Source organism: Scatolibacter rhodanostii (assembly GCF_900197595.1).
GTDB classification, from domain to species: Bacteria; Bacillota; Clostridia; order Oscillospirales; family Acutalibacteraceae; genus Scatolibacter; species Scatolibacter rhodanostii.
Window position 1 is genome coordinate 104,817 of the sequence record NZ_FZLO01000001.1, and the last position, 21,111, is coordinate 125,927.

Below are 21,111 nucleotides of genomic sequence, written 5' to 3' on the forward strand. Positions count from 1 at the left end.
TTTTCTTGGAAGGAGAAAATAATGTCTATTAAAATTCAATTGCCGATGGGAACAAAGCACACCGATGAAGAGTTGGCGTTCATCCGTGAGATGGGTGTTTCTTTTTCTAATTTAAATGTGATGCCTGATGAAGCGACTTATGAGAACGTAATGGCGGTCATGGAACGATATGCCAAGTATGATATTGCTGTTTCAGATTTAGCGTGTCCGCCGCTTCAAAAAAATGCTTCTATTATTTTAGGGAAACCAAACCGTGATGTTGAAATTGATAAGTTTATTGATTTCATCGAGTTGGCAGCAAAAGTGAAAGTTCCGATTGTTTCGGTCGCTTGGCAGCCAAACGGAATTTTTCGTACTGGTGTTGCCGCCAGACCGCATACCCGCGGCGGCAGGTCTGCCTATGCCGATTTAAAAGAAATTGAGGCACGTCCTGTCAGCAATGACAGGGAATATGGCATGGAAGAAATTTGGGGAAATTTTCACTATTTTTTAGAAAAAGTAATTCCTGTCTGTGAAGAAAATGGAGTGCGCTTGGCATTGCACCCGAATGACCCTCCCGTAAAATCTCTCGGCGGTGTGGCCAGCTTGATTTATAACACAGAAACCTATCGCAAAGCATTTGCTCTGGCAAAAGAAAGTCCTGCACTAGGCATGAAGCTTTGTGTAGGCTGCTGGCTAGAGGGCGGTAATCAATTCGGAAATCTGATGCAAGATATTCGAACATTTTGTGAGCAGGATAAAGTTCTAGTGGTGCATTTTCGCAATGTTTCATCAACCTTGCCATATTTTGAAGAAACACTTAGCGAAGATGGGTACGCCAATATGTATGAAATTATGAAACAATTTGTGGCTTGCGGTTATCAGGGATATATGTCCATCGATCACGCTTTCAAAGGATATCCTGAAATGGGTGGAATGCTTGGTGCTTGTGCCTATCCTACCGGTCATATGAAAGGGTTGCTCCACGCCGCCGAAATAGAAACCAGATGGCAGAATAAAGTCTGACAAAAATAATAAAAATAAAAACCACTTTGAGAATTTTAAAACCTCAAGGTGGTTTTTTGTGTGCACGATTTGTTAGTAAGAATAGTCCGACAAAATGTCATATTTTTTAATATAACGCCAAAGTGTGGTTTTGCTGACACCAAGCTCTTCGGCAACCTTTGCGCGGTTGCCACCGTGTTTTCGAAGCAGTTCGGTAATTTGCACCGCTTTTTTATCTTGGAAAAGAACCACTTTTTCTGTTCCTTGCAATACTTTTGGCGTAACTTGTTCTAAATGTTTGCGCACAAACACTTCATCAACATTACGTTTCTCCGCCAGTAAAACAATACGCTCACAGAGGCTGTTTATCTGGCTCAAATTTCCGGGCCAATCGTAAGATTCCATAAAATGGCGCGCGCCTTGTGTCAAGTGCACATAACGATTGTACTGCTGCTGCCACTGATTGAGATAAAAATCGGTCCACCCCAAAATGTCTTCTCTTCTGCGGCGCAAGGGTAATAGTTCTAAATTGAGCACGCTGAGGGCATAGTATAAATCACTGCGAAATTCACCTTTTTCAACTTTTACAACCAAATTAAAGTTGGTAGAAACGATGATACGCACATTAGCAAGACTGGGTCGGTTTGAAGCGTTGTGCATGAATTTGCCTTGAATCAAGCAAAAGAGCTTGTATTGCATTTCTAGAGAAAGAGCTTCTACATGGCTAAGATAAAGTGTGCCGTCTTGGGCAAGTTCAGCCATGCTGGGGGGCATATCTTTTTTAGTAGAATAATAGTTTCCGAATAGCATGGTGTCTAGTGTTTCGGTCGTCCAAGCACTGCAATCTAAGGCAATAAAAGCATTGTTCTTGACCATGCTTTCGTTGTGAATACATTGTGCCATAATATCTTTGCCGCAGCCCATCTCACCCAAAAGCAAAACAGGCGCTGAATATTTAGAGATTCTTTTCGCTAAATTGACCGAGGCTAATGTCTCTTTGGATTCACAAATGATGGTGTCAAAAAAGCTTTTCGCCACGAATCCTCGCTGATATAATTCGCGCCGCAGCTCACTGTCCATTTCAATAATACGTTTGCCTTCTTGAAAGGTTAAAATAGCACCTTCAGCAGCCTCGTTCACCTCAATGGGAGCAATATTGACAATGACTGTTTTGTGATGAATGTCCAATAAAAAGGCATAGGCCTCTTTGCTTTCATATAAAGCGGCATCCAATAATTTGCGGTCAAGTTTCGGAATGATTTCCATAATATCTTTGCCCAAGATTTCTGAGGGCGGATGCTCCAATAAATTAAACATAGCACGGTTAACACGCAAAATAGTACCGGTTCTATTGACCTGCATAATGCCGCTGAAGGTATATTTCAACATCGCATCCATCTCGGCACTGTTGCGCTTGACAAGGTCAATGGCATAGCAGGCTCGCTCAGCGGCACCTAAAGCATTGCGTAAGCTTTCTTCTCCCGAAGATAAGAATTTGGATTTAATACCCATAACACTTGCTTTTTCACAGACAATGCGGCCTCCAATAACAGCGTTCATACCATCTTGAGCGGCCTGCTCCACAGCGGACAACATTTCTTCATTGTTGTTTACCAGATAAAGAGATAAGTCGATATGGAAAAGCTCGTTAAATTGAGAAGTATCACTGAACAGATTTGTAAAACCGATCAAAGCAATTTTGGGGACTTCTTGTGGAATTTCTTTTCTAAGCTCAAGAATTAAACAGCCCAGTTCTTGAGCTGTTATGCGAATTTCTTCTAAGGGTAAGTCAACACAGCGTTTGACAATCATCGCTTGAAAGCCACGTGCCACAATCAGCTCACAGCCTTGCTGTTTTAATTGATACGCTCTCTCGCCAATATCTTCTGTTTTTACATATTCCACACACATGACAGAAATATGCTGATATTGTGTGATAAGCGGGTGAATCATATCCCGCATATCAGGGTAGGGAACTAAAATCGCCACTTTTGCCATTTTATTTTTTCCTTTCGCAATCTTACAAGTTTCTAAATCTTATATTCAGATCGCACGGCTTTATTTTTCGAATGTTTCTGCGAAGTAAGGGCAGAAGCGAATAAATTTCGTGTTTACTAGTGTTCTATATTTATCATTAAGTATAGCAAAATTAGGTGTGAAAGTAAATAAAACGAATGGGATTGCCTGTAAATATAAGAATTCTAAAGTAAAAACATTCCACAAAAAAATTTTATGGCAATCGATATAATTGACAAGCCGAGTGAATAAACATTACTTACCCACTATGGGTAAGTAAGCGTATGTCGTGTTAGTTTCAGGCAGACAAGCTCATTTTTGTTACTGTTTTTGTTCTAAAATAGATGTCCAAGCATAGATATAAATATATCGCAGTAGAAAAGCAGTAAGAAGAAAGGTTTGGTAGGAATGGAAAATGAAGAATTTGACAAAGTGGCAAGATTAATCAAGAGCTTTGAGCGAACTTTATATTTTGTGCCGGACGCGATAAAATCAGAAACCTATGACATTCGTTTGAAAAGCGGACAACCGCTGATGCTGACAGGCAAAAGAGGTACTCTTTTTGTCAATGATAAAGGCGGTGTATCTCATAAAATTGGACAAGATACGCTGATTTGCAGGCAAGAAGATATAAAGGAAGTGTTTTTTCAGGTTTGCTCTCATTCTGTGTTCAGCCATGAAAATGAGATTAAAGAGGGATTTGTTACTGCCGGCAATGGCTATCGTGTGGGCTTGTGTGGGACAGCTGTACTGGAAAAAGGGAGTATTAAAAATATCAAAGATGTCTCGTCGTTAGTGTTCCGAATTCCCAGAGAAAAGAAAGGCTGCGCCGACAAATTATTTCAATCTGGCATTGATTTTTCAGCCGGTATTCTTATTGTAGGCGAACCCTCTAGCGGAAAAACAACATTTTTGCGTGATGCCTGTGTTTCTCTTTCTTATGGATTACATACTCGTTCGAAGAGAATAGCCGTTTTGGACGAACGCTCTGAAATTAGCGGGCGTTTTGATTTGGGACCATGTGCCGATATTTTAAAAGGCTATCCTAAAGCAGACGGATTGATTATGGCGCTGCGTGCTCTTTCTCCTGAAATGATTATCTGCGATGAAATATCAGATAAAGAAGTAGAATCTGTTCATCAAGCGCTATTTTCGGGGGTGCCTGTAATAGCCACGCTTCATGGCAGCGAAAAAGATTTATACGGGCGAAAAGCACTAAAAGAGATTTTGAGAAGCGGCGGTTTTGAAACATTAGTATTTTTAAGAGGAAGAGAGCAGCCTACCGAAATTTTGAAGATAGAAAGTGTGCGTGAATGGTTTGAAAATTCTGGGCGTGATGATGATTCTACTCAGCGGTTTGATTATTGGAATTATGAAAGCGGCAAAGCTTAGAGAAAGAGAAGCTGCTTTGCTTGAATGGCAAAAAATGCTGCTGAGATTTAAAACCGAAATCAACTTTTCAGCAAGAAATATGAGCGAACTCATTGGTGCTTGTCAGGAATACTCTTTCTGCCGATTGGCAGCTTTAAAGCCAGAGTTTTTGATGAATCCAACCTTGGCTATGAAAAAAGCCGGAGAAGAAATTTTAACTTCGTCAAAAGATCAAAGTTTATATCGTGACTTTACAGCAGAGCTCGGTGTTTCTCACACAGAGGGACAATTAGAGCATATTGAATTATATACCGGACTGGTAAATGCCAACTTGCAAGAAGCTAAAACAGAAGTACTGCAAAAATCTCGGCTATATATGGCGCTGGGCGGGTTTAGTGCGGTGACAATCTGTATGTTGGTGATTTAGCGGATTACATAGACGGTAGAGCCATAGAAATGAATCTCATAACGGAGTAAGAGAACACCGGAGGAAAGCACTTCTTCGGAAAAGGATGGTATAAAAATGGAAATTGATTTAATTTTTAAAATAGCGGCCATCGGTATTATTGTGGCGGTACTCAATCAGTTGCTGATTCGTTCAGGCCGCGAAGAGCAAGGGCTGATGACAACGCTGGCCGGATTAATTGTGGTGCTGATGATGATTATCAATGAGATAGACGCTTTATTCAAAGCCATTAAGTCTATCTTTAATCTATAAGCCCTATGGACATTTTTGCCGTGGCGGCTGTTACCATTTGTGCAGTGGTGATGGCAGCACTTTTAAAAAAAAATAGCACGGAGTATGCCACCTTACTTTCCCTTATAACCGTTATTATGATTTTAATGCTTGTTTTAGAAAAAACCATGCCATTAATAGAAGAAATTCAAAGGCTGGCCGATGCTGATCTATTTGGAGTAGAGTATATACCTGTTTTGCTGAAGAGTGTGGGAATCACTATTTTGACACAGGTGACATCCAATATCTGCAAAGACAGCGGGCAAAAAGCTTTATCGTATTCAGTTGAATTGGCAGGGCGTATATCCATTTTGATTCTTTGCCTGCCAATTATAACGGCTATTTTGTCCTATATTCATCAGATTCTGTCCGTGTAACACACAAGATTTAAAAGGATTGCTAAAATGCAAAATTGTTGCGGCAAAAGGATGGTCATCAACATGAAGAAAAAAGTGGCTGGGATTTTCGTAATACTGATTCTGTTTTTTTGTTCTTGTCAAACTGTATATGCTGAAGAAATAAAGGGGGAAGAGGTACAGGAGAATCTAATTGAAAAAAGCGGTGCTGCTGAGATGTATGACAGTTTGGAAGAAGATGTAAAAGAAAACTTAGGAGCAGCGGGTATTCATTCTTCTAGTGTAGGAGAAGACATGAGCTTTGAGAGGCTGCTGCAAGCAGTTTCAAAAATGCTGCAAGAAAATATGTCTGCGCCCATAAAAGCAATTTTAGCCATTTTAGTGGTAGTGATGATTTGTCGTTTAGCAGAAAGCTTTGAAAATGATGGTGTTAGTCAGACTGTTTCAATGCTTAGCGCTGTCACAGCAGCAGGAATCATTATTGTGCCGATTATTCGCTTGATTTCTTCACTTAAAACTGTGGTGGATACAGCTTCAGTATTTTTGTTGACCAGTGTACCGGTGTATGCAGGGTTGCTGATGGCTTCGGGCAATGTAAAAACAGGAGCGTCATATACAGCGGTAACATTAGCGGCAGGCAACGCAATTCCGGTTCTATCATCAGCAGTTATTATTCCTCTGCTCAATATATTTTTGGCATTGGCCATTGTTTCGTCTGTGTCAGAAATAAAGTTTCATAAAATGGGAGAGAGTTTATATAAATTTACTAAATGGGCTTTGGTGGTGGCCGTTACACTTTTTACAGGGGCACTTTCTTTGCAGACAGTGATTGGTTCTCATTTAGATGGTATGTCAGGCAAGGCAGCAAAGTTGTTGGTTTCATCGGCTATTCCGGTGGTGGGAGGAGCTATTGGTGATTCGGTCTCGGTGCTTTTGTCCAGTGTCAGTATGGTGAAGTCAGGCGTGGGTGCATTCGGTATTTTAACATCCCTCATGATTTTTTTACCGCTGCTAATAGAAATTATACTGTGGTCTTTTGTAGCCGGTATTGGAGAAATTACAGCCGATTTATTTGAAGCCAAAGAAATCAGTCGGTTTTTGGCTTCTTGCGGTTCAGTGATTAAAATGATGATAGCCGTTCTCGTCAGCGTGTGCGCCGTGTGCATCGTCAGTGCTTCAATTGTGATTTCAGTGAAAGCGGTGGGCACATGAATGAGATAAAGGGAACGATTCTAACGGTTTGTGTAATGTTGGTAGCTACAGAATTAATCAGCAAGATTGTGCCGCAAAATAAGATGATGGGTTTTGTGCGCTCATTGATGGTCACCGTAATTTTAATTTCAGTGGTTAGCACATGGGCAGGAAAAGATTTTGAACTAGCGACATTGGCAGAAGACTATTCTCAAAATGAAGAGCTGGAAGAATACGTCAATGGGCAATATGAATCTGCTGCACAGCAAGAAATTTCACAGTATATAACAGGTCTTTTGCAAACAATTCAAATTGAATCAGAAAAAATTGAGATTTTTACAGATATAACGGCAGACGGCAGCATATTAATAGAAAAGGTAAGTGTGACAACCCGTTATGCAAGTGACAAAGAACGTGCACGAGCCTTGCTGCAAAACACCGTCGGAAACGAATTTGAGGTGGAGGTAACAGCGAATGGAAGTTAAAAAGCAAATGGGCAAGTTGACAGAGCTGCTGAAAAAAGATAAGCTTCGGGGCGCTATCATTGTCATGGGACTTTTGGGGATTGTTCTCATTTACCTATCCACTCTGCTTTCATCGGACAAAAAGGTGGATAAGGAAAAGAAAACAGATACAGAAGTCGTATTTACAGCCGAGGAATATGAACAAAAGCTAGAAGCGAAACTACTTCGTATTGTTTCTGCCATTACCGGAGAAGAAAATCCCACAGTTATGATAACCCTAGAAACAATGGGAGAGGCAGTCTATGCGGTGGATGAAAAGCATAAACTGGATGAAACAGAGCAATATGATGGAGGGCAAAGAACGCAAACAGAATCAAAAGAAGAGAAAGAAAGCGTCTATGTGATTACAAAAGATGCACAAGGCAATCAGCAAGCCATTAAAGTCAGTGAAATTCAACCCAAAATAAAGGGAGTGGTGATTGTAAGCAAATATGCAAATGATGTTTTTATGCAAGAAAAAATTATAGGGGCAGCAAAAACAGCGATGAATGTTTCTTCATCCAAAATCTGCGTGGTAAACGCAAAATAAACTACGGAGGGATTTTTCATGAAATTCAAAAGAAAACAGCTCGTATTGGCATCTATGGTGTTGGCACTCGGCGCCGCGGTCTATCTGACATGGCAGCTTGGGGGCGATAACATTTTGCCGGTAGACGGCAAAGCAGACGACACAACTAGCAGACTGGGCGCAGCACAGCTTGTGAACAATGTCTATCAAGAAACAGTGAGCGACGATTTAACACAGCCGCAAACAGCAACTGCCAGCACAACCATTGCACAGGCAAGGGTCTCCAGAGAGAATTCACGTGATTCAGCTATGGAAATCATCGACAAGGTGCTAGTGGATGCTGACGCTGACGGAGAGGCCAAAGAAACAGCTACTGTGCAGGCTTCTGCAATTGCACAAAACATAATGGAAGAAACCAATGTTGAAAGCTTACTGATTGCCAAAGGGTATACAGATTGTATCGCTTACATAAACAATGGTGAGTGCAATGTTGTGGTCAGTACAGAGATTACAGAAACCGACACAATCGTCATTCAAGAAGTTGTAATGACACAAACAGGACTTTCTGCAGATAAAATCAATATTATTGGCACAAAGTAGTTGTTTAAACCGAAAAACATTGGTATAATAACCGTGGTGAAGCTTGAAAAATGCGGATATTGTACCAATGGATTTTTTTAGCTCGCCGTGTGGCGGGCTTTTTTATATTTACAAAGCATTTTTGTCCACCGATATTTTGAAAGAGGTGATATTTTGACAAGGAAAGAAGCTAGAGAACAAGCATTTTTTATTCTGTTTGAGCAGGTTATTCAAAATAAAAGCACACAAGAAATTTTAGAAGATGCTGCTGATGCCAGAGATTTGCAGATTAACACGTTTACCAAGAAACTCGCTTTTGGTGCTGAAGCGCATTTAGAAGAATTAGACCGTTTAATTGAAGAAAACCTAAAAGGCTGGAATATGAGAAGAATCTCTAAAGTTACTTTGGCGGTTTTGCGCTTATCAGCCTATGAAATTTATTTTGAAAGTGATACTCCTTTGAGTGTTGCTATCAATGAAGCTGTTGAATTGGCTAAAGTTTATGCGGGAGAAAAAGATGCTGCCTATGTAAACGGCGTGCTTTCAAGTATTGCCAAAAACAAAGAAAGCCAAAAAGAAACAGCAGCGATAGAAGACGCTGAAGAGGCAAAAGAAACAGCAGAAACAGAACAAATAGAAGGAACAGAAAAAGAAGAAATACAAGAAGCATCAGAAACAGCCGAAAAAAGTGAAGATGGGCAAGATGAAGAACACGAATAATTTTTTGGGAATTGATACCAGCAACTATACAACATCAGCGGCTATGTATGATGGTGAAGTTATTCAGCAAAGTAAAAGGCTGCTGCCTGTTGCCAAAGGTGAAAAAGGTTTGCGGCAAAGTGATGCGGTTTTCTCTCATGTAAAGCAGATAGAAGAGGTCATGGCACCATTGTGGGAGCAAAATATAATTGTTGAAGCCATTGGTGTTTCTGACAGACCGAGAAGTCTTGCCGATTCTTATATGCCTTGCTTTATGGTGGGTGTTAGTATAGCTGAAGTGTTAGGACAAGCTTTACACGTCCCAGTATATCGCTTTTCTCATCAGCAAGGGCATATTGCGGCGGCGCTCTTTTCGGCCGAGCGATTGGATTTGCTTAGTCAAACTTTTCTGGCTTTTCATGTGTCAGGTGGCACAACAGAGGCTGTTTTGGTAAATCCTGATGAAAATAACTTACCTCAGGCAAAAATCGTGGCGCAGTCGTTAGATTTAAAAGCCGGTCAGCTTATTGATAGAATCGGTGTCATGTTGGGCCTTGATTTCCCGTGCGGTCCAAAGCTTGAACAACTTGCCTTGCTTTGGGAAGATAAGCTTTCGTTTCGCCCCTCCATGAAAGGGGCTGATTCTTCGTTGTCAGGCGTGCAAAATCAATGTGAAGCTATGTTTGCTAGACAAGAGCCAAAAGAGAAGATTGCGGCTTATGTGTTAGAAGCAGTGCGGGCAACGCTTGAAAAAATGGCACTTGCCCTCCAAAAAGAATATCAAAGTCTGCCGATTCTTTTTTCAGGCGGAGTATGTTCCAATTCTATCATTCGCAAGAGTTTGACAGAAAAATTTGGTGCATTATTTGCAGAACCCGTTTTTTCGGCAGATAACGCTGCCGGCATTGCTGTTTTAGCCCATTATCAAGGGAGGAAGAGATGATTTCATCAGTATTGACGGTTTCGCAGGCGAATACATTTATTAAGTCGCTGATTGAAGGTGATGGACGGCTGAATGATTTCTTTCTAACGGGAGAAATCTCAAACTTTACGGATCATTACCGTTCAGGTCACCTGTATTTTTCCTTGAAGGATGAAAAGTCTGTAATAAAAGTGGTCATGTTTTCTTCGGCGGCCTCTCGCTTGAAATTTCACCCCACCAGTGGCATGAAAGTAATTGTCAGAGGCAGGATTTCCGTTTATGAGCCGAGTGGTCAATATCAAATGGTGGTGCAGAGTATGCAGCCAGAGGGAATCGGCGCACTGGCCATGGCCTTTGAACAGCTAAAAGAAAAGCTAGGAGCAGAGGGCATTTTTGCGGAAGAAAACAAGAAACCGTTGCCGCCTTACCCTAAAAAAATCGGAGTGATTACTTCTCCGACAGGGGCAGCTGTGCAGGATATATTGCAGATTTTAGGTCGCCGTTGGCCGTTGGGTGAAGTGGTTTTTCATCCCGTTCAAGTGCAAGGTGAAACAGCTCCTGCCCAATTGACACAGGCTTTGCGTGACATGGATACGGTAAACTGTGATGTGATAATCATCGGCAGAGGCGGCGGTTCTTATGAGGATTTGCAGGCATTTAATGACGAACAGCTCGCTCGAACTATTTTCGCCTGTCACACTCCTGTTATTTCGGCAGTCGGCCACGAAACTGATTTTACCATTGCCGATTTTGCCTCCGATTTGAGAGCGCCTACGCCCAGTGCCGCCGCCGAGCTTTGCACACCGGATGGACAAAAAATTCTAGCAGAAATAGCCTCTTATCATAACTATTTCTGTGTGCAAGCACAACGCAGGGTAGAATATGGCAAACAGAGCCTAGATTTTTTATTGGAAAAATCAGTGCTGAAAGAAGCAGATAGAGTTTTAATGCCATCTAAGCAAAAGCTTGCTGAGATGACGGATAAGTTACAAAATTTGGTAAAGAATAAAATAACAGAAAATGCCAGACAAGTGGAATATCAAATAGCAAAATTAGATTCACTAAGTCCGCTTAAGGTGTTGCTAAGAGGATATGCTGTGGCGCAAAAGAAACCGGGAGAAATTGTTAGAAGTGTCAATCAAGTTGTTGTGGGAGACACACTAGCTGTTCGATTATCAGATGGAATGATTCGAACTAAAGTAGAAGAAATGCAATTGGGAAAGGAGAACTAAATGGCTGCCAAAAAACAAGTAAGCTTTGAAGAGAACATAAAGCGTTTGGAAGAGATTATCCAAAAACTGGAAAGCGGAGAAGAAACGCTTGACAGCTCGCTTTCATTATATGAAGAGGGTGCCAAACTGTCTGCAGCGTGCTATGAAAAGCTGAATCAAGCACAGCAGAAGGTAACTGAGTTTTCAAAGGAGTTTCTCAATGGAGAAGAGAATGAATAAGACAGAAGAATTCATGATGTATATCGAAGAGGCTATTGCCAAGCATTTGCCTCGCGCACAGGAAACCGACCCTCGTCAGGCTTTGATAACTTCTATGCGATATAGCCTTTTAAACAGCGGTAAACGGATTCGCCCTATTCTTACACTTGCGTTTTGCGAACTGTGTGATGGAGATGCACAAAGTGCTGTTGATTTTGCTTGTGCAATCGAAATGGTGCATACCTATTCGTTAATTCATGATGACCTACCTTGTATGGACAATGATGTGCTTCGCCGTGGCAAGGCGTGCAATCATATTGTATATGGTGAAGCAATTGCGCTTCTCGCTGGAGATGCTTTACTGACAAAAGCATTTGAGCTAGTGATGTCGGCCAATCTTTCTGCAGAAAAGAGAGTGGCTGCTGCCGAGATTTTGGCCAGATTTTCGGGAGCTGCCGGTATGATTGGCGGTCAGTGTATTGACTTGCAGTCTTCTCAGCAAGAATTAACCATGGAGACACTGAAGCAAATGGATATGGGCAAAACAGTTGCCTTGATTTCAGCGGCTTGTCAAATGGGCTGCGTTGCTGCGGGCGCTGATGAAACCGTTCAGAAAGCGGCCTTGGCGTATGCAGAGGGTATTGGAATGGCTTTTCAAATTCAAGACGATATTTTGGATGTAATTGGCAGCAAAGAAGAGCTAGGAAAGTCTGTGGGAGCAGACCAAGCCAATCAGAAGAAAAATTATGTTTCGTTGTTGGGATTAGAGCAAGCCAAAGCGTTGGTAAAAAGCTACACGGAGCAAGCTATTCATGCACTGAATTTTGCCGGTGAAAAAGCAAATTACCTCAAAGAGTTGGCGGAGAATCTTAGCAAGCGTCGCCATTAATTAAAGGTAAAAAAACAGCTGTCTGTAAGGAATCTCTTGCAGACAGCTGTTTCTATTTTATTTTACGCTTTTATTTTTTTTACGCTCTCACGAGTAATAAGCTCAGTTGGCATTTCAAGTTTAATGGGGGCATCCAGAATATTAAGCTTTTGAGCAAGCTCTAGTTTGTTTTGAATCATCGTCACGGCTTGTCGCCCCATTAAGTGTCTGAAATTTCGGATAGAAGTCAGTTTAGGCTCTGTCATCGTGCAAATGGCACGGTCGTCAAAACCGATAATAGAGACATCATCAGGCACTCGATATCCACATTTGGTGAGGGCTGTCATTGCACGCCAAGCAACCATATCATTCTCTGTAATAAAGGCAGAGGGTAGGTGACTTTTCGACTTCCATTGCCGTCTGAGATTTTCAACAGCACCGGAATGTTCGCCATCAGCAAAATAGTAGTTAGAGCGATTGTCATCCAATCCATATTCACGCAGCGCCTGGTGAAAGCTTCTGCGTCGTTCGATAGAGCTGTCACTTTCTTTCCCGCTAGATATGTAGCCTAAGTTATGGTGCCCCATATCTTTTAGGTAACGAACAGCACAATAAATACCTTGTTCGTTATTAATGCAAACACTGCTGACTCTTTCATCTGGGCGATAAGCATCAATAAAAACATAGGGAAGCTGAAACATGGATAAATCTTGCAAGACAGCTTCAGAAATATGATCTGCTTGAATAATAACACCGATAGCACCGGCATCTTTCAGCAGAGTGGATAAATGGGGGTTGCCGTCACAGCTGACATGCAACACCAAAAGATTACAGCCAATATCTCGGGCTTCCATTTCAGCACCTTCTAAAACAGCCGGATAAAAAGCGAAACGGTCGCTGTTTTCTTCGCTGGCTGTATAGATAAGATAGGCAATGCCAGGGCGGCGACTGCTGGAAGGTATCGTGGCCGGTTTAATCGTAGGAATATCTGAAGAAACGAGCATGTCCTCACAGCCTAAATCTTTGATTTTTTCAATTAAAGAACTGCGCAGGGTGTCACTGATTCCAGGTTTGTTGTTGAGTACAAGCGAAATCGTGGCAGGAGATACATTGAGTTTGTGGGCAAGATCTTTCGCTTTCACGATTCATTTTCCTCCTAAGGATAAACATCCAAGTGATGTTTATAAATTTATAAATACCATAGTATACCCTAGAAGATAAAAAAGCAAGAAAACTTTAAGAATCTTTATAATCTTTTGATGGTAACGACTGATTTTTTGGTGTATTTAAAATTTCGGCTTGTTTGTGACGATTGAAAGAAGCAATGACAATAAATTGTTGCACAGGCGAAAGAGAGATAAACACTAGCGTTCATTCTGTTGAATACGCCCCCTGAAAATAGAGACAACAGCAATAAAAGGGCAAATATCCCAAAGGCCGCAAGAAAGGCAGCACTTGGTGATTTAGGGAAAAGTTCAGCCACTTGCCTTATCGACAGCCATACAAAATAGAGGAGGAAGGCCGTGTAAGCAATGCCTCCGAGATAGCCGTAATGGTAAAACAGAGAAGAAAAATCATTCTTAGCGGGAATAGTTTGTAAGGTCACCTCATTCTCTTCATAGCCAGTTCCGAGAAGCTTAGAAAAGAAATCATATTCACGACGTGCCAGTTGAATCGATATGGATTTTTTGAGGCTTTCATCTAATAGTTTCTTTGCGTCTGTGGTGTACTGATAGGCTTCTGCCACTTTTTCTGCGCCATATTTTTGAATAAGGCTGCCTAAAAGAGTGTTGTCAGCATAATAATTGTTATAAACAGTTATGATTTTTGATTTGGTTTCTTCGGTCATTTTCTTTGGCTTCTTTAGTTCAGAAGAATTGACATCGCTTAAAGCAGCAGCTGTCTTTTCCTGATAGGCTGAAAAGACCTCTTCTTTTTGAACTTGAATCTTTTGCAGCGGCGAAACAGCTCGCAGAGCAAAAAGTAAAATGATTGCCAATAGGAGGGGAGCGATATAAACATAGTGCAAATGCTGCCAAGCGATGAGGCCGGCAAAGAAGAGAGCAATCAAAATAGCTGCATAAAAAGCTGCTCGAGTGCCTGTTAAATAGAGCATACCAAAAGTGAGAAAGACAGAAAGAAAAAATAAGGGCAGATGGTCTAATTTCAAAACCCAAAGCAAAACAGCCATACTCAGAACAGACAAAATAATACTTTGCATATGACCCGAAGCCGACCAACCAATTGTTCCCAAAGAGAGGTCAGTATGCGTATAGCCCGATGTTCTTGTAATGCTGGCCAAGACTGTGCTCACAAGCGTAATAACAAAGTTAGCAGTTAACACGCCATATAAAGCAGAAGAAAGTCCTTTTGTTTGCTGGAAAAAAGTAATGAAAGAAAAAGTCAAAAGTGGAAATTGAAGAAGTTTTAGATATTCTGCAAAATCTGTCATTTGGTACTGATATCCTAAACGAAAAGAGTTTAAACTATGTAGAAACCAAAAGACAGTAACAACAGAATAAAGCAAGAAATAAGGCTTTTTATTATCGGCAATCAAAAAGCCAAAAGCACTGATGAGCACAAGCAAAATGACTCTAAAAGGAAATAAGTCATTATTGCTGCAAAAAGAAATAATCTCCAAAATAGGTTGCAAAATAAAAAAGGCCGCCATAACTTCTGGGATTAGAACAGAAAGTTTGTGCTTGGATAATGAAGTGTCCAGTTGCATAAATTCACCTGTCATTTTTTATTTGATTGCTGGATAGTAGCCAGCATACTTTTATATATGATATCATAAATTGCGCTGACAATAGAATCCAGCTGATTAGTTTCTATTGTACCATACTATTAGCGGATAAACAACCGAATGCTTATATGGTGTCGAATTCGGATGAAATAAGAAAAGCTGGTTAAAATTATTGAGGTTCTATCTTGATTTAAAATTTTTCTTTTTTCTTTCTTACATTTCATGAATTCGATTTGAAAAAAACATCGATTCATGATACTATTAAAAAAACATAGACGAGAAAATTCGATAAAGAATGATAGATATTAATAGGAAAAAGATTTTTATCTAAAGGAGGGGGAACCTGATGGCAGATGTCTCAGCAAAACAAGAATTTTGTCAGATTTTTGAAACTTGCGTGAAGCGCGAAGGTGCCGAAAAATTTTTGGCCTGGTTGCAGAATACAGATTTTTTCACGGCTCCTGCCAGCACAAAATTTCATTGTGCCTGTGAGCATGGTTTAGTCATGCACAGTTTAAATGTTTATAAAGTTTTGCGTGAAAAATATTTTGAAGAGAACGACAGCGAAGAAAGTTTTGCGCTGTGTGGATTGTTACATGACGTATGCAAGGCTCAATTTTATAAAATATCAACCAGAAATGTGAAAAATGAAGAAACAGGCCAATGGGAAAAGAAGCCTTTTTATACGGTAGATGATGCTTTCCCTTATGGGCACGGAGAAAAATCGGTGTTCTTGATTGAGAGATTTATCCGTCTAAAACCGGCTGAAGCCATGGCAATTCGATGGCATATGGGCGGCTTTGATGATTCAGTGCGGGGTGGAAGTTTTGCTATGGGAAATGCCTTCTATCAATATCCTTTGGCAGCGAAAATGCATTTAGCAGATTTAGAAGCTACCTATTTAGTGGAAAAAGGAACTTCACAAGCAAGATAAAAACTTTTCTGTTTGGCTTGCAGCAGAGATGAAAGGAATATCAATATGGCAGTGATTTCTGCATATCAACTATCAAAAGTTTATGGCGATAAAAAAATACTTTCTGATTTTACCATCCAAATCCCAGAGGGTGAAACCTTTGGACTTTTAGGACCAGCCAATAGTGGCAAAACGGCGTTTCTGCGCATTTTAGCCGGACTTAGTATGCAAACAGAAGGGGAGTGTTCCATTTTAGGGTTGTCGCCCAAAATGGATATTGCAAAATTACACAAAATGACGGGCGTTGTAACAGAAACAGCCAAACTTTACAACCATATGACAGTGGACGAAAATTTGCGTTTTTTCGCCAACTTAAATGAAATTGACGCGGATGATGCGATTGACCGAATTTCTTTTTTGCTGCATAATTTGGATATCTGGCAATATCGAGACACAAAGGTGGAGCTCATCCCAACCAATGCTATGCAAAGAGCGCATATAGCAAGAGCGTTGGTGCATAGCCCAAAAGTTTTGCTATTGGATGAACCAACCATGGAGATGGACAGAGAGACGACAGAATCTGTACAATATATGATGGAGCATATGAGAACGCAAGAAGGTGTGACCTCACTTATTTGTACGAGATATCCTGAACACGCTGAAATGATTTGTACGCAGCTCGGTATTATGAAAGAGGCAAGATTAATTGCAAAGGGAGATTTTGAAGAACTGCGCTTCTCCAGCGGGCTTCAATATGAAGCTGAAATGCGCATTACCATGGATTCTCTTTTGCCGATAGGATTTGAACACCATGACGGTATTTGGCGAAAAGCGATTGAAAAAGAGGACGATATGCCTCAAATTATTGCGGATGCGATTGCACATGGGTGTAAAATATATGAAGCAAAAGTAAAAAGGCCTTCGCTGAAGCAAATCAGCGAATCATTTATTTCAGGAAAATACTTGGAAGCAAAGGTAGGTGAGTTACATGAAGAATTCAGCGAATTTGACGAGGCAGAGCAGTGGGAAGAATCTTTCTCAGAAGCAGAAACCAACCCGCAGCAAGAGCTTGAGCAAGCAGGAGACGACAGTATTGAGTGAGAAATCAGAAAAAAAAGCCACGTTTGCCTCTAAACTTAATGTTTTGTCATCAGCAGAAAGCAAGGTTATGCGTAATGATTTCGCGCACATTTGGAATAGTAAAGGTATGCGTTTTATGCTAATATTTTTGCCGATTGTCATGGCTGCGTTGATTCCGGTAGCTTTTTTTCTTATTATTATGCTGTCAGATGTCAATACACAGGCAACTGTGCCAAGTACGCTGAAAGCTTTGCTTTCTAGCTCGGTAGATTTAGATTATCGTCAGACAATGTCACATGCTTTTGTGACACTCATTTGTCCGATATTCTATCTTTCTATTCCTATCATAGCGTCTATTGCAGCAGCTTCAAGCACATTTGTGACAGATGCAGAAAATGGAACATTGGAGACTTTGATGTTGTCTTCTGCCTCACCTAGAGAAATTTTTAATGCCAAGGTTTCAGGCAGTGTGCTGATTTCGATAGTGATTTCATTAATATCTTTTGTGATTTTTTCTGTGACGGCTTCTATTGGTAACGTTTTGTTGTGGACTCCCTTTTTCTTTACGCCGAACTGGTTGCTTCTTGTGTTGGGCATTATGCCTGCTTTGTCAGTTTTATGTGTGATTTTTGTCACGCTAAAACTCACAAAAATTCATTCCGTAAAAGAATCTCTCAAGACTATGGGCTATTTTATTCTCATAATCGCCATCTTCTATATATTGCAAATGGCAGGGGTATATGTTATTTCACTACAACTTCTTTTAGCAATTACATTGCTGCTGTTTGTGGCAGACATAGTTTTGTTTAATCTTGCTTGGCGGCGTTTTACACCAGAAGAACAGCTTTTGAAAGAATTTGAACTTTCCAATACAAAAAAGTGAGAAGTAAGATGAAAATTGATTTGCATTGTCACAGCACATTGTCAGATGGCTCTGTTAACGTATCTGAGATACTTGATATGGCGGTTTGCAGAGGACTTGACGTTTTAGCGGTCACAGATCATGACACTTTTTCAGGAGCAAAGCAAGCGCAAAGATTAGCAGCGGCAAAAGGAATCACGATTGTGCCAGGCACAGAAATTTCGACCCTTGACTATACAAGAAAACGCAAAGTGCATATTCTTTGCTATTATCCCCAAAAGCCCTTAGTATTGGAAGAAATTCTCAGAAAAACGACGCAGAACAGAATGAAAGCTATGCTCGCGGTTTTACCGCAAATTGGCAAGGCTTATCGCATTCCAGAAGAAATGATTTGGGCACGCAGAGGCGAATCTGAAACAATTTATAAACAGCATGTTATGCATGCGCTGATGGATGCTGGCTATGCAGATAGCATGTTTGGTGATGTTTTTCGATATCTTTTTGGTTCAGATGGCATAGCCCGAACGAAAGTGGAATATCCAGATGTCTTGACCGTGCTCGAGAAGATTCAAGAAGCAGGCGGTTTGGCAGTTATGGCACATCCGGGAGAATACAAGAGCTTGGAATTACTGGAAGAATTGCTGGAAAAAAATTTGTTGGTAGGAGCAGAGTGCTATCACCCTAAAAACACAGAAGAAGATAAAGCCATAATACAAAATCTTTGTAGGCATTATGATAAAATCATGACCGGCGGAACTGATTTTCATGGCAGCTATGGAGGCAGAAAGCATGCGATAGGCAGTTTTCTGACACCTGAAAATGAATATGTTCGCTTAGCAAATAGAAAGTTGGGAAAAGAAAATGAAAACAGTATATAAACCATCTGGTGTTTGTGCCAGAACAATTGAAATAGAAGTGGAAGATGGGATTATCAAAGCAGTGAAGTTTAACGGCGGATGTAATGGGAATAGTCAGGGGATTTCTGCTTTGGCAATAGGCATGAAAGCATCTGATTATATTGAGCGCTGCAAAGATATTACTTGCGGCCCCCGAAACACGTCTTGTCCCGCACAACTTGCCAAAGCCTTAGAAAAAGTTTTGGAGGAAGAACAGACAGAACAGTAAATTTCAAGATTTGAAATAGTGTGTTTAACGAGGAGAAGTGAGCCGTTGTCTTACTTCTTTTTTATTTTATTCGCTGATTTATTCTGCAATATGGAAGCATATTCCATATTGGATTGATTAGAGAATGACTTTGAGTTTTAACAGAGTTTATGATATAATGAAAACGATAACGACGAAGATTTACTACGAGATTAGTTAATGCTAACTAGCGGCGGCTTTTATATAGAGGAAGGATATCAAATGGAGATTGCACTTGATCGATTAATAAAGCATTTTGCAGAAATTCCTTTTAAACTAGAGGGAGTATATCACTATACCATAAAACCTGAAATGTCTGGAAGAGAAAACACAGCGCCTTTTCCGGGATTTATTTTTCCCGTTAGAGGCAAGGCTCGCTATCATTTTAATGCCACACCATATGTAGCCAAACCGGGTAGTGTGATTATGGGGGGAGCTGATATGCAGCTGGACAAGCAGGTTTTGGACGGTAAAGAGTGGGAATATGTTTGTGTATTATATCGTGTTTTTGGGCAAGAAAACAGCGACATTTCGCTCTCTCATCTACATACTGAGTTAAAAATAGGGCAAAGTGTTCAGCTTTCAGAACTATTGCACCGATTAATACAGGTTTCAGCAAAGCCGGGGGTAGTTTCTGCTTTTCAGCAAGAGACCCTTTTTCACTGCATTTTAGAAGAAGCTTTTCGTTGTGCGAAAAGTCAAAATGAAAGCAGCGGTAAAGGTCTATTCGAAAGAATAAGTGAGCACATTCAATCAAATCATGCAAATGAAATTTCCGTTAAAGAGCTTGCTAGGCAGTACGGCATAAGTGAAAATCAGCTTTATTATGTATTTCAAAAGCAGGTGGGTATGAGTGTGGGGCAATATCTCTCGGGTTATCGCCTTGACCGAGCCAAACAGTTGTTGAAAACAACTGAAATGCCTGTTAGAGAGGTTGCGGCTGCGGTTGGGTATGTAGATGCGCTTTATTTTAGTCGTGTGTTCCGTCAAAAATTTGGGGTTTCACCTAGTGAAATGCGAAGAATTCAGGAATAATCCATATCTTTTCCGATTTATTCTATTCACTGGAAAAGAAACTTATGGTATACTAACTCCCAGTTTGTGGTTAGCTAAAACTAATCTAATACCTTGGGAGGTAAATTATGAAAAAATGGATAGCAACAGTTCTTTCAATGATTATGCTGACAGGTGCACTGTCAGCTTGCACAAATGCGGGAGAGGCTTCTAGCAGCTTATCTTCTACGGTCTCACAACAGGAATCAGTAGCATCAGAAGAATCTAAAACTTCTTCAGTAGAATCAGTTTCAACGGAGGAAGAAAGCGTATGGCCTCGCACTATTTTGGATGCCGCTGGCAATGAAGTGGTCTTAGAGAAAAAGCCTGAAAGAGTAAGCTTGGTACATATTGTTTATTTAGAACATCTTCTTGCATTAGGAGCACCCCCAACCGCAGCAGCGCTTGGCAACGCACAGGGCGACGTTGAGGCTCTTGAGCAATCCGAGCTTTTGTCACCTTATTTAAAGGACACCGAAATTGCTATGCTGGGTAATTCCAAAAATCTAAGTGTAGAAGCTGTTTTAGAATCCCAGCCAGATGTCATTGTCACGTTCTATAATCCAGCAGGTTTTGACCAATATGAACAATTGGCAGAGATTGCACCCGTGATTCAAATTAGCTATACAGACACATGGCAAGACCAACTAAGAGTCTGCGCACAGGTTCTGGGTCTTGAGGAAAAAGCAGAAACTCTTATTGCCGATACCGAAAAGAAGATAGAAGAGACCAAAACAACCTTAGCTCCTTATGCAGACAAGACTTTTGCATTGTTCCGCACAGACGGAAAGAGCTTTATTGCCCAGGGAATGTCACAATTCTATACGGCTTTTGGAATTACAAAGCCGGAGGGCTTTACAGACAAAGCTGATAGTTTGTCACTCGAAACTGTTGCAGAAATGAATCCTGATTATATTGTCTTCCAGCACAATTATGAAGTTGCTAAAGCTTTTGTAGACAGCATGGAATCAAACTCAGTTTGGCAGGCGCTGGATGCTGTGAAAAACGGACAAGTTTACTATTTTGATGAAAACATGAATAGTTATGGTCCGCTTTCCATGAACTTGGGTGCTGATAAAATTGTGGAGATATACACGAAATAAACTGGTGAAAGCCATATAAAATCAAGC

General features: G+C 40.7%; 24 protein-coding genes. 21 read left to right on the top strand and 3 right to left on the bottom strand.

Translation table 11 applies throughout. The annotated features are described in order from the left end of the window. Positions 1-21 precede the first annotated feature (21 nt). Positions 22-1,005: a mannonate dehydratase gene (locus CS931_RS00500; RefSeq protein ID WP_159459698.1), complete on the top strand. Its 984-nt coding sequence runs from the start codon at positions 22-24 to the stop codon at positions 1,003-1,005. A gap of 72 nt (positions 1,006-1,077) precedes the next feature. Here CS931_RS00500 and CS931_RS00505 read toward each other — a convergent pair whose 3' ends face one another. Continuing rightward, the gene (locus CS931_RS00505; protein ID WP_099203805.1) at positions 1,078-2,982 is read right to left on the bottom strand and encodes a sigma 54-interacting transcriptional regulator; all 1,905 of its coding nucleotides are present in this window, start codon (positions 2,980-2,982) and stop codon (positions 1,078-1,080) included. Positions 2,983-3,408: 426 nt separating this feature from the next. On the opposite strand from CS931_RS00505, the gene CS931_RS00510 reads away from it, so the two are divergent. From CS931_RS00510 to CS931_RS00570, 13 genes are all read left to right on the top strand, one after another. Continuing rightward, the gene (locus tag CS931_RS00510) at positions 3,409-4,392 is read left to right on the top strand and encodes an AAA ATPase domain-containing protein (protein WP_099203806.1); all 984 of its coding nucleotides are present in this window, start codon (positions 3,409-3,411) and stop codon (positions 4,390-4,392) included. Continuing rightward, on the top strand, positions 4,337-4,798 hold the full coding sequence (locus tag CS931_RS00515; RefSeq protein ID WP_099203807.1) for a stage III sporulation protein AB: 462 nt from the start codon (positions 4,337-4,339) through the stop codon (positions 4,796-4,798). Before CS931_RS00510 ends, CS931_RS00515 begins: the two co-directional genes overlap by 56 nt. 96 nt (positions 4,799-4,894) lie before the next feature. Further along, a complete protein-coding gene (gene spoIIIAC, locus CS931_RS00520) occupies positions 4,895-5,089 on the top strand; it encodes a stage III sporulation protein AC (RefSeq protein WP_099203808.1) in 195 nt (64 codons plus the stop codon). A gap of 5 nt (positions 5,090-5,094) precedes the next feature. Beyond that, positions 5,095-5,484, top strand: coding sequence for a SpoIIIAC/SpoIIIAD family protein (locus CS931_RS00525; RefSeq protein WP_099203809.1), 390 nt, complete (start codon positions 5,095-5,097; stop codon positions 5,482-5,484). Between the two features lie 63 nt (positions 5,485-5,547). Next, on the top strand, positions 5,548-6,675 hold the full coding sequence (locus CS931_RS00530) for a stage III sporulation protein AE (RefSeq protein ID WP_159459699.1): 1,128 nt from the start codon (positions 5,548-5,550) through the stop codon (positions 6,673-6,675). Continuing rightward, positions 6,672-7,139 (top strand): hypothetical protein, encoded by a 468-nt coding sequence (locus tag CS931_RS00535; RefSeq protein ID WP_099203811.1) that lies wholly within the window; start codon positions 6,672-6,674, stop codon positions 7,137-7,139. The genes CS931_RS00530 and CS931_RS00535 overlap by 4 nt, the downstream gene beginning before the upstream one ends. Further along, complete coding sequence (locus CS931_RS00540) at positions 7,129-7,707, top strand: SpoIIIAG-related protein (protein WP_099203812.1); 579 nt, start codon at positions 7,129-7,131, stop codon at positions 7,705-7,707. Before CS931_RS00535 ends, CS931_RS00540 begins: the two co-directional genes overlap by 11 nt. Before the next feature lie 18 nt (positions 7,708-7,725). After that, complete coding sequence (locus CS931_RS00545) at positions 7,726-8,286, top strand: SpoIIIAH-like family protein (protein ID WP_099203813.1); 561 nt, start codon at positions 7,726-7,728, stop codon at positions 8,284-8,286. Between the two features lie 153 nt (positions 8,287-8,439). Beyond that, on the top strand, positions 8,440-8,985 hold the full coding sequence (nusB, locus tag CS931_RS00550; protein ID WP_159459700.1) for a transcription antitermination factor NusB: 546 nt from the start codon (positions 8,440-8,442) through the stop codon (positions 8,983-8,985). Next, positions 8,969-9,907, top strand: coding sequence for a Kae1-like domain-containing protein (locus CS931_RS00555; RefSeq protein WP_099203815.1), 939 nt, complete (start codon positions 8,969-8,971; stop codon positions 9,905-9,907). The genes nusB and CS931_RS00555 overlap by 17 nt, the downstream gene beginning before the upstream one ends. Next, entirely contained in the window at positions 9,904-11,118 is a 1,215-nt protein-coding gene (xseA, locus tag CS931_RS00560; protein WP_099203816.1) for an exodeoxyribonuclease VII large subunit, read from the top strand. The genes CS931_RS00555 and xseA overlap by 4 nt, the downstream gene beginning before the upstream one ends. Then, positions 11,119-11,337 carry an exodeoxyribonuclease VII small subunit gene (xseB, locus tag CS931_RS00565; protein WP_099203817.1) on the top strand — a complete coding sequence of 73 codons (219 nt, stop codon included), beginning with the start codon at positions 11,119-11,121 and terminating at the stop codon, positions 11,335-11,337. Continuing rightward, positions 11,330-12,205: a polyprenyl synthetase family protein gene (locus CS931_RS00570; protein ID WP_099203818.1), complete on the top strand. Its 876-nt coding sequence runs from the start codon at positions 11,330-11,332 to the stop codon at positions 12,203-12,205. The genes xseB and CS931_RS00570 overlap by 8 nt, the downstream gene beginning before the upstream one ends. A gap of 62 nt (positions 12,206-12,267) precedes the next feature. On the opposite strand, the gene CS931_RS00575 is transcribed toward CS931_RS00570, so the two are convergent. Both CS931_RS00575 and CS931_RS00580 read right to left on the bottom strand, forming a co-directional pair. Next, positions 12,268-13,326, bottom strand: coding sequence for a LacI family DNA-binding transcriptional regulator (locus CS931_RS00575; protein ID WP_099203819.1), 1,059 nt, complete (start codon positions 13,324-13,326; stop codon positions 12,268-12,270). Positions 13,327-13,430: 104 nt separating this feature from the next. Further along, a complete protein-coding gene (locus tag CS931_RS00580; RefSeq protein WP_159459701.1) occupies positions 13,431-14,912 on the bottom strand; it encodes an O-antigen ligase family protein in 1,482 nt (493 codons plus the stop codon). A 364-nt stretch (positions 14,913-15,276) separates the two neighbouring features. On the opposite strand from CS931_RS00580, the gene CS931_RS00585 reads away from it, so the two are divergent. From CS931_RS00585 to CS931_RS00615, 7 genes are all read left to right on the top strand, one after another. Further along, positions 15,277-15,864, top strand: a complete 588-nt coding sequence (locus CS931_RS00585) for an HD domain-containing protein (protein WP_099203821.1) — start codon at positions 15,277-15,279, stop codon at positions 15,862-15,864. Positions 15,865-15,909: 45 nt separating this feature from the next. After that, entirely contained in the window at positions 15,910-16,944 is a 1,035-nt protein-coding gene (locus CS931_RS00590; RefSeq protein WP_099203822.1) for an ABC transporter ATP-binding protein, read from the top strand. Next, the gene (locus CS931_RS00595) at positions 16,937-17,806 is read left to right on the top strand and encodes an ABC transporter permease family protein (protein WP_099203823.1); all 870 of its coding nucleotides are present in this window, start codon (positions 16,937-16,939) and stop codon (positions 17,804-17,806) included. Before CS931_RS00590 ends, CS931_RS00595 begins: the two co-directional genes overlap by 8 nt. 8 nt (positions 17,807-17,814) lie before the next feature. Then, positions 17,815-18,663: a PHP domain-containing protein gene (locus CS931_RS00600; RefSeq protein WP_099203824.1), complete on the top strand. Its 849-nt coding sequence runs from the start codon at positions 17,815-17,817 to the stop codon at positions 18,661-18,663. Continuing rightward, positions 18,647-18,910, top strand: a complete 264-nt coding sequence (locus CS931_RS00605) for a TIGR03905 family TSCPD domain-containing protein (RefSeq protein WP_099203825.1) — start codon at positions 18,647-18,649, stop codon at positions 18,908-18,910. Before CS931_RS00600 ends, CS931_RS00605 begins: the two co-directional genes overlap by 17 nt. 240 nt (positions 18,911-19,150) lie before the next feature. Beyond that, entirely contained in the window at positions 19,151-19,963 is an 813-nt protein-coding gene (locus CS931_RS00610; protein ID WP_242964865.1) for a helix-turn-helix domain-containing protein, read from the top strand. 107 nt (positions 19,964-20,070) lie between these two features. After that, on the top strand, positions 20,071-21,084 hold the full coding sequence (locus tag CS931_RS00615; protein WP_099203826.1) for an ABC transporter substrate-binding protein: 1,014 nt from the start codon (positions 20,071-20,073) through the stop codon (positions 21,082-21,084). Positions 21,085-21,111: the final 27 nt, after the last annotated feature.